General features: G+C 31.9%; 10 protein-coding genes. All 10 read right to left on the bottom strand.

Annotated features, from left to right (window positions below; genetic code table 11):
• A partial coding sequence (locus tag DD829_RS22765; RefSeq protein ID WP_194294710.1) for a hypothetical protein occupies nucleotides 1–299 on the bottom strand: 299 nt, incomplete at its 3' end.
• A 956-nt stretch (nucleotides 300–1255) separates the two neighbouring features.
• A complete protein-coding gene (locus DD829_RS22760; RefSeq protein ID WP_116548196.1) occupies nucleotides 1256–1447 on the bottom strand; it encodes a hypothetical protein in 192 nt (63 codons plus the stop codon).
• A gap of 64 nt (nucleotides 1448–1511) precedes the next feature.
• Nucleotides 1512–2384: an immunity 49 family protein gene (locus DD829_RS22755; RefSeq protein ID WP_116548195.1), complete on the bottom strand. Its 873-nt coding sequence runs from the start codon at nucleotides 2382–2384 to the stop codon at nucleotides 1512–1514.
• A 5-nt stretch (nucleotides 2385–2389) separates the two neighbouring features.
• Nucleotides 2390–2548 (bottom strand): hypothetical protein, encoded by a 159-nt coding sequence (locus DD829_RS23925; RefSeq protein ID WP_165796614.1) that lies wholly within the window; start codon nucleotides 2546–2548, stop codon nucleotides 2390–2392.
• Between the two features lie 122 nt (nucleotides 2549–2670).
• Nucleotides 2671–3090, bottom strand: a complete 420-nt coding sequence (locus DD829_RS22750) for a transposase (RefSeq protein WP_317048574.1) — start codon at nucleotides 3088–3090, stop codon at nucleotides 2671–2673.
• Between the two features lie 271 nt (nucleotides 3091–3361).
• Nucleotides 3362–4012, bottom strand: a complete 651-nt coding sequence (locus DD829_RS22745) for a hypothetical protein (protein WP_116548193.1) — start codon at nucleotides 4010–4012, stop codon at nucleotides 3362–3364.
• A gap of 48 nt (nucleotides 4013–4060) precedes the next feature.
• A complete protein-coding gene (locus DD829_RS22740) occupies nucleotides 4061–4513 on the bottom strand; it encodes a hypothetical protein (protein WP_116548192.1) in 453 nt (150 codons plus the stop codon).
• 5 nt (nucleotides 4514–4518) lie between these two features.
• Nucleotides 4519–4656 (bottom strand): hypothetical protein, encoded by a 138-nt coding sequence (locus DD829_RS23920; protein WP_165814903.1) that lies wholly within the window; start codon nucleotides 4654–4656, stop codon nucleotides 4519–4521.
• A 151-nt stretch (nucleotides 4657–4807) separates the two neighbouring features.
• Nucleotides 4808–5353, bottom strand: coding sequence for a hypothetical protein (locus DD829_RS22735; RefSeq protein ID WP_116548191.1), 546 nt, complete (start codon nucleotides 5351–5353; stop codon nucleotides 4808–4810).
• Complete coding sequence (locus DD829_RS23915; RefSeq protein ID WP_228408274.1) at nucleotides 5350–9363, bottom strand: hypothetical protein; 4014 nt, start codon at nucleotides 9361–9363, stop codon at nucleotides 5350–5352. The genes DD829_RS22735 and DD829_RS23915 overlap by 4 nt, the downstream gene beginning before the upstream one ends.
• Between the last annotated feature and the right edge of the window lie 84 nt (nucleotides 9364–9447).

Below are 9447 nucleotides of genomic sequence, written 5' to 3'. Positions count from 1 at the left end.
TGATTGATATCCCCGGTTTCTGCCATACTTTCCTGATGCTTTTTAAACATGATCCCGGAACCCTGATCGTAAATGGTCTGTGAACCGTGAACCGGAGCGATAATTCCGTTTGCATTCGTCTTATTGATATTCGGAGTTGCGAATCCTGCGAGAGCTGCAGATTCTTCAGGCTTTTGGGTTTGTAAAGGAGCAACTTCCGCCACGGGCAGAGGTACCACCACCGGCTTTTTAGCCTTCTGCTTTTTGCTCTGGCTATGATGGTTTTTGTTGTCTTTTTCTACAGGTTTTGCTGCTTTCATTGACTTGGTGTTTTTTAATTATATTTTGTTTAAAAGGCACGTAAAGCACAACAATGGAAGCCGTGCTTTACCGTACCTGATGGAACTGAAAAATCAGACCCGGTAACGTAGTTTTTTAAGATTTTACTGCCTGTAAGGTGTACACAGCGTTATGATGAGAAATCGGAAGTGCTGTGCTTTTTTCTTTTGATCCGGCTGAAATTCCAGATTCAAAATTCAGAATTTTTAAGGAGAATAAGCCTTTTTTGGTGCGGGGGATTCTGTAGTTGCAGTAAGTGGTTTTCCGAAATGATTTCTAATGACGGCAATACGGAAATTTACTGTGATCCGATCTGCCAATCCAACTTTGGAGTTCGACGCTGATGCTTTAAAAGATGATCATTTGATATTTTTTTGTAAAAATTCCAATATTCTTTCATAATTGCTCTCAAGTTGTTCATTGTAAACATTTTGTAGTAAAAAAAATTACTGATTACCAATCTAATGAACAACTTTATCTTTTTTTATCATAATGCACAACGGGTTATATTAATATAATTTTAAGGAAAGCATAAAGGGAATATAAAAACTTCCGGAAGATTTTACTTTCGGAAGCCATTAGTCTAAGATTAATATGTGTTATCAATAATTTTCATTAAAATAAAAAGAAGACATCCTCTTCTATTACAGAAAAAATTTTAGTTGCATTTACATATGAATCAGGATTACTTTTTTCAATGGGTATACCATTACTGTAATATTACATCATCATGATTTCTTCTTAGCTCAGGATATCTATTAAATGCCTGATGTACTTCTTACCTCTCAGGATATTTTAATTCTTTGTACTTTTGATTTTTGTATCGAATCATGCCTTTGCCATCTCTCATATCCTTTAAAAATGTATCAGCATTAGCTTTTGTTTCTACTTTAACCTGAAACCTTTCGCGCTTTTGCAGCTGTTTTTTTTTGAGTTTTTATTGCTTCTTTCCATCTTTGCTTCCTTGATTTATAGATTTCATCTCTGACGCTTTTATGGGCATCTCATCAAGTTTTCCTTCAAAATAACTTAATAATATCTTAGAGTTAAATTCTCCCCAAGGTTCTATAAACTCACCATGCTTCTCTAGCCAAATCTTCTTGAATCCGAATTTAATTAAAAACTTCAAATGACATGTAATTTAACAAAAAAAGCATCCCAATAACGAGATGCTTATTAAAGAAAAATTATGTTTACTTATTTATACTGCCATCAATCATAAAGCCTGGCATATAATCTGATTCAACTTCCAGCTTCCAGCCTTTATCATAAGCCATAGCTGCTAAAGCTGTACAGTCCCATGATAAAAATCCTTCATTTGATCTGCATAAAGAAGTTCCGCCACGATTTAATGCTTTCTTTTGACTCCAGACTTCTTGGTGTGCTTTTATCGCTTTAATTAAATTCTGATTGAACTCTGCTTCATTATCAGCAGCTAAAGATTTTAAAGCTATTAAAAATTCATTCATATAATAGATCCAAAATTTTTGTTTGATGTCTGGTCCTATTTCAGATTTATTTAATATTACATATTGTTGTGATTTTTCAAAAAGCTCTTCATTAAATGTTTTATTTGAGTAATACTCTTTCATTAATAATAAAAAACAGGTTACAAAATTACCATTATTAAGATTTTCTTCTTTCATTTCCCACAAGTAAAGAGGGCTATCGGCAATAATTTTTTGCTTTTCTTTATCTCTCGCTATGGTTGCCATAGAAAGCGCTTTCAAAATATTAATGTGTTGGTTTGTTTCTTCTACTTTAATAGAGAAAACACCACTCTCGTCTATTTGAGCTTCTTCTACTTCATTTGGAAAGTGAGCCAAACGACAAAATTCGCTAATACAGTTGAGTCCATATGTAAACCAATATTTCTGTTGGGATAATTCTGGTTTCTCCAAAACTGACATTTGTAAGAGTTCTGAAGAATCTTTGTAGACATAAAATAAGAACCGAAATGCTTCTTTTGACTTATTGATAGATTTGTATAATTTTTTATCTAACCAATCATAATTTTCTTTTATTACGTCAGGTAAATCAACCTTATGCAAATTAATTTTTTCCATGTTTACTATCTTGTTATATCAAATTCTTTAATTGTAAATTCTCCTATATCATCCGCTTTTGTAAACCTTTGTTGTACTACCATATATTTAACTTTCCCTCTCAATAATGCTTGTTGCAAATCTTCTGCAATTTCTTGTTTTTTAAAATTTTTAGATCCAGCCATATCTTCAAGGGTTTTCTCTAAATAGTTGATAGAACCTTGCTCCGCAAACTCTGTAACATCATTAACAACAACTTCTTTACCACCTCGCTACCGCACGATTTCATCGTGTGGTTTAAAATTATTTATAAATCAAACATTCTAAAAATAACAATATGATCTAAAAGTCCTTTTTCATCAGAATAATCTATTGCACTGCTGTATCTATAATCCTCCGCACGGAAAACTAAACCTGCTTTTACCGGATTTTGATGTATATAATTAATTTTCTGCCATCTCACTTTGTTACTCCAACATTCAATAGGCTTATTATCATTTCTCCAAAATTGATATGGGGTTACATTTGATGATTTTAAACCTTCTTTAAGAAAGAAATTTAATAAAAATTCTTTTCTGCTTTCTTTAGGATTTTCCTTGATTTCTGTCACAATTGATTTACTTGTAAATCTTTTTAAATCACCAATCAAAAGTTCTGGTTTCTGCCCATTTATACTCCTGAAAACTAAATGTAAATGACTTGACATGATATATTCATGAATTTCCACTCCTATATTCTTTTGGCAAAATCTTAAACTTTCTAAAAAAATTTCTTTGTATTCATTTCTAATAAAAACATCTAGCCAACCTAGAACAGCAAAACTTATAAAATATAATCCTTCAGGATTGTAGAACTTAATTACGACTTATCAATTATGTTTTATAAAGGTAAAAACTTTTAAGAAATTATTGGATAATAAAAATGCCACACGAAAGGATTCGTGCGGCAGCGGGGAGTTTATATTGGCTTTTAAATAATATTTCTAATTTTTTATAAAATTAGATTGATTTTTTTGTTTTAATTGCTTGAGCTTCATCTATATTGTATGAAATTCTGTCATCTTCGTTTATTAGAGAATTAAAAATATCTACATATTGATTAAAAGAATTTTTGTCATAATTAACAAGCACAGGAAAAAGTTGACTTGCCTGATAATATCTTTTGCTTTGTAAAGCGTCTTGAATTGCCTGTTCTATTTCTTTTAAAAGCGGTCTGCAATTTTTCTTTAGAAGAAAATCTTTTAGATTAGATTCAAAAAGCTTATTTCCATAAATACTCAAAAAATGTTTTATATATGGATAAAGTTCTTCTTCGGTCTTTCCGTTCATTGTCGAAATATATAGAGCGTCTGTAATTACATCATATACATTATCTTCGCTGTGTATTCTATGGGATTCAAAACTTTCTTTTTCATCCCATTTTTCGGAAATAAACCTGTCAAGCTGTTGAAACCCTTCCGGAATTGCCCACGCCAATAAAATAAGCATGGCTTGGTAAGCAATATATTGATTGTCATTATCAAGAAGCGATTTTAATTTTTCAATTCTGTCTATAACTTTGTTTCTAAGAAGCTGTACTTCGCTTAAATCATATCCTTCGTATCCTTCTTCGTTGTAGTGGTAAAGGATTTCGTTTATTTGGTTGTTCATTTTATTATTAATTATTTAAAACAAATTAGCATGGGAACGGTTACTTCTTTAAATGTTATTCTCTTTAAACTTAAATTCTGAAATCCAATTTTCATTTATAACCAATGATTTATTTTTTAAAATATATTTTAAATCATCTGTATCAATCTCATAATCTGAGAGTACACAATCATTTTTTGAAAAATCTGAATATGATTTATAAATTAGCTCTCCCTTATAAGAATAACTAATTACAATTTCTTTAGCTCCCGTTTTTTCATTGACTTTAATTAGTTTTTTACCATTTGTTGTTTCTTCCCAGTAAAAATTTTCATTTAATTCAATATCAAAATTAACATTAACAGTGTAAGTAAATTTTCTTTTTTTAGTATTAACAGAAAAAACAGAAAAACAATATTTATATATTTCTTTAAAATTATTGTCTTCGACAAATACTTTAAACTTTTCAATTTGAAAATTTTTAGCATCGCTGATCATTTTGTCTATTTCGTTATTATCCATAATATTTAATTGTTTTCATAGTATTTAAGCCATTTTTCTTTGGCAATTTCTGATCTAAATATTTCATCCTGTATTGGTAAGCTACCAAAAATATAAGGCTCATCAACAATATTTCCCCAAATCGCACTTCTCTTTTGCTTCATCTTATCTAAAAAAGGTCTATCTTCTGGTTTTTTATTTCTTCTATAGAATTGTTCTCCCTGTTAGTTGAAATCTTTCAATCTATTTGTTTAAAAGTCTATTTTTTCTAATTACTTTTCCAAATTTAAATTTATTGAGAGAATAATTATGGGTTTACATTCTTATTTTAAAATCATTATTAATGGTATTAAAAAAAATCAAGAAAGAATTAAGGCTGCTTATTAGCTCATCCTTATTTACATTCATTTCATAAATTTCAGAACCATTTAATTTATACCAATACTTAAATTTGACTAAATCACTTTCTATAACATAAAAAATCATTATTTCATCAAAGAAAAAACTATTGAATATATTACCTGTTCTAAAATAATTTCTGTCAAAGAATTTTACATTTTCAGGTTCTTCATCCGAAGAATCAAAATTTAATTTATAACTTTCCCATCCATTCCAAAGAAATAGGATTTCATTATTCTCTATAGAAAATAGTTTATTTTCTATGTTAGTGTTATTTTCAAGTATTGACTTTAAGTGTTCACAATCAACATAAAAATAACTTAAATTATTTTTTTCTTTATTGGTTGCAATATCTTTTCCATCAATCATAAATTTTAATTTTCCAAATATATTGTCAAAAGAATTATTACTGTCTAATTCTACTTCTAGTTTTACATTTTTAGATTCATGAATTTTTTTCATTTTAAAAAATCTTTATAATATTGTTGTAATCTTTTTCTAGTTATATTATCTACTTGTATTCCTCTAGCACCATTTTCGCTTCCAGCCCAATGAACCTTTCCATTATGATCTACTTGGAATTGATGTATTTTACCTTTATTATCTATACTGTACCATACACTAGGTATCCCTTTTTTTGTTTTTATATCAGAAAAACCAGGTATGGCTTTTTTAAAAAGTTGTTCATGATTTTCAGGAATGATTTCTGTTTTACTGCCTCCACCTCTAAAATTAGGACTTTTTGGATCATGATGCCCAGGATTTTCATAATCCTTAGGTTTTTCTCCATTATAAAATCCCTCAGTATATTTAGCATTAATTCTTTTTTTATTCTCGCTTTTTATTTTAGAAAGCTTAGGTTCTATTTCTGTTGCAATCCAATCAGCTTTTTCTTGATCGGTAAGCGTAAGATCTGCCTCCAGCTCATTTATCTGACGACTAATTTCGGGATTTTCTTCTAATTCTAATACATATTTTTCACGGATAGGCTCGCAAGGTGATGCACATACGTAAATTTCCCCTTTTTCCGTCATAGTAACCGTATGTCCTTCATTAGTTTTAGCTTGTCCATAGGATTTGCCATGCTCGGTTTGAATTGGTTTTACATCCTCTTCCTTAATATTAGATTTACCGCTGCCTTTTTTATTTCCCTCATTTTCAGGTAAAATATTCTCAGGGATCTTATTTTTAGTAGATTTCACGTTAAAATACTCAGAAGGAATTTCCCCTTTAATTAAAATCTCTTTGTCTCTTACACTATTATTAAGATCTCTTACAGCATTATTCACCCTTTTTTGATTATCTGATGATGGATATTTTTCAAATCTATTCATCGCCTCATCTACTTTGGCTTGTAATTCTGCTTGTACCTTTTCCGGTCTTAAAACTTCTACTTCATTTATTTTACCTGCAGCAATGTCTGCTTCCAACCTTTTAATATCAACTTCAATCACATGATCTCCATAAGTTTTACCTATACCTGGTCCCTCTTCAGAAAAAGAGGTATAAGGACTTTTGCTTTTATTAGGTTCGCTTCCTCTTACATGATCAGAGACTGTAGCGCTTCCATTTTTATTTGCAGGAGCTAAATTACCTTCCTCATTAATATGAGATTTTATTCTATCCTCTGTTTTACCCACGGGAGAATATGGTCTGTCATCCTGTCTGAATATGCTTTCTTCATATACATTTTCCTGCGTTTGAATTGGCTTTACATCCTCTTCCTTAATGTTGGATTTACTATTACCTCTTTCATTGCTAATAGGCTGCTCATGCATTCTATCCGGAACGGTCTGTTCTTCGAAAGGAAGCTGATTTAAATTACGGTTTTGCAGTGTAGTTGTATTCTTTTTCTTAAAAGGTTCAACCACCCAATCTTTCGCCTTCTTATAAGCTGCTTTGAAACTTTGGAAGGATTTAATCCATGTTTCTTTTTTGAAAACAGATGTTATTCTTCTAGGTATAGAAACAATTTGTGCTTTAAGACCATTTCGTGCATTAATAAACATTCGTTTACCAAAAGTTTTCGGGTTTCTTTTTGCCAAATCTTTTATGGAAGCTCCTCCTTTTTTCGAGGCTTTTCCACCTATCATTGCCAAAATAGCCATACCTGAATTGGTAATATCACTTTTTAATTCGCCAGAATTTTTGAATAAAACATCAGCCGTTTTTGCCGTATGTACGTCATAAATGTTTTTAATTCCGTTTAATATATTCAATCCTAATGCAATCGCTCCAACCCAGAATGTTATAGTTCCCATTGTTATGGTAGCTCCTCCCAACCAGGCAGCTAACGGCGCCAAACCACCAAGAGTGAAGAAAGATCCTACGGCAGCAGCTACTGTTAATATTCCTAATATTCCTGTAATTACGCCAACTATGACCAGTACTTTATTGGCTATTCCGGCGGCTTTTTGAAGAATCATTCCTACGGGATCTTCTGAGAATCCTTTCCAGTTTGTTAAATCATCCCAGATTCCACTTATAGAGCCTGAAATTGCCTCATACCACGCTTTTGGACTGAAAATAGATTCGATGAATTTACCCACATCTGTCCATGTAATAGACGTAACGTCATTCCAAATATCTGAAAACGCAATAGAAATAGACATCCATAGTCTTTTTAAACCGGTAATCCTGTTCAGATTTTTGGTAACTAAGTTTAATGGTTTTTGTAAGGCATCTTTACGTTTGTTATTATAAACTTCTATTTGAGCATTTCTAATGCTTTCAACATTTTGCTCGATTAAACCTTGATGTTCTGCTTGATCTTTATCGTAATTAGCATTTACTTCTTCAAATTTATCTTTTAGTAAATTTTGTTCGCTTGGGCTTAATTTTCTTAAGAAAGCTACCTGTTGCTCTTCTGTTTTTAATTTTGCAAAATCAATTAATAAACTTTCTGCCTGATTAAGCTCTTTAGGAGCCTTTTGAATTTTATCTTTTTCTTTTTGTATTAAGCTGTTTCGTCCTTCAACTGACGCCATATTGGCGTAATAAGCATTTTGAGTTTTTATAACCTCACGTTCGATAGCATAAGAATCCGTTATTAATCCGTCTGCTTCCTGGTTTAATTTTTTACTTTGCGACTCTACCTGTTTTAGCTTAGGAGTAAGTTTTCCTAACTCTCTTTTTGCTTCCTTATTCTTTTTAGTATCTGATGCCAGTTTAGCTTTTGATTTTAATATTGATGCTCTGGAAGACAATATTTCGCTCTGTATTTTTGCGTTTTTAGCTTTAGATTGTTGAGCTTCTTGAGACAGTTTTTGAGTTGTATTTCCTGCCTGAGTTACAGCTTGATTTATCGTACCTGCGTTAGTACTTAATTCATTTAATTTTCTAGTGAGGGTTCCGGAATCAGCATTTTTAGGATCTTGATGTTTTTGAGATCCACTAAGTAAATTTTTTGCTTCACTATTGAAATCACTTGCCTTGGTCTTATTTTTATTATATTCTTGTTGATAGATTCCTACTTCCTGTTCTACTTTTTGTTGTCTTTTTACTGAGGTTTCCAGTCCTTTTTCCAATTTACGGATGAGAGCTTCTTTACTTTCTATGCTATCTTCTGATTTCTCTAAATCAGCATCTGATTTTTGAATTTCTTTTTGAACCTCTTTAATTTTGTTTTTGATTGTATTCGCTGCTTCATTTTGAGTTTTCACCTGAGACCTGGCTTCTACCCCCTGATCTCTAAATTCTTGTGCAGCCGCAACCAATCCAACAATATTGAGTGTTGTTTGTGCATCGGGAGCGATTTCGGCCTGTTCGCTATCAACAGCCTTATCCATTCTTGGAGTAACAACAGGTTGAATATTTTTTGGAATGACAAAATTGTCATCTTTTTCTATCTTAGTTTTTGTATTTAGATTATTATTAGATTTTTTTCCATCCTTAATTTTGACATTCCCCGAATGAGTGAATGTATTTTTATCAATCCTCGTTTTTGAGCCACTAGTATTGACTTTGTATAAAATCGGCTTAATCGGAGGTGTTTTAATCTCAATTTTTCTCTCTTTTGGCTTTTGGTCTATAATAGGTTTTAACGTTTGTGATTTACTGCTAATCTTTTTTAATGCTTCTTTTTCGTCTATCGTTTTCGCAGCAGTTTTCTGATTTTTAACCATTTGATGAGCTGCTGCCTGTTCCTCCAACGTCTTCGGCAGAGAAGTTCCGGATTTTAGATCATGATAATCTTTAACCTGACTGATGTTCAGCGTGGAAGTATAATTTTTTTCCGCTTTTTGGGTATCCGGATGATTGATATCCCCGGTTTCTGCCATACTTTCCTGATGCTTTTTAAACATGATCCCGGAACCCTGATCGTAAATGGTCTGTGAACCGTGAACCGGAGCAATAATTCCGCTTGCATTCGTCTTATTGATATTCGGGGTTGCGAATCCTGCAAGAGCTGCAGATTCTTCAGGCTTTTGGGTTTGTAAAGGAGCAACTTCCGCCACAGGCAGAGGTACCACCACCGGCTTTTTAGCCTTCTGCTTTTTGCTCTGGCTATGATGGTTTTTGTTGTCTTTTTCTACAGGTTTTGCTGCTTTCATTGA

Source organism: Chryseobacterium sp. HMWF035, from assembly GCF_003094695.1.
Taxonomy (GTDB): domain Bacteria; phylum Bacteroidota; class Bacteroidia; order Flavobacteriales; family Weeksellaceae; genus Chryseobacterium; species Chryseobacterium gambrini.
The sequence above is the reverse complement of the archived record's forward strand: the minus strand, read 5'-3'. Positions and strand labels throughout refer to the sequence as shown.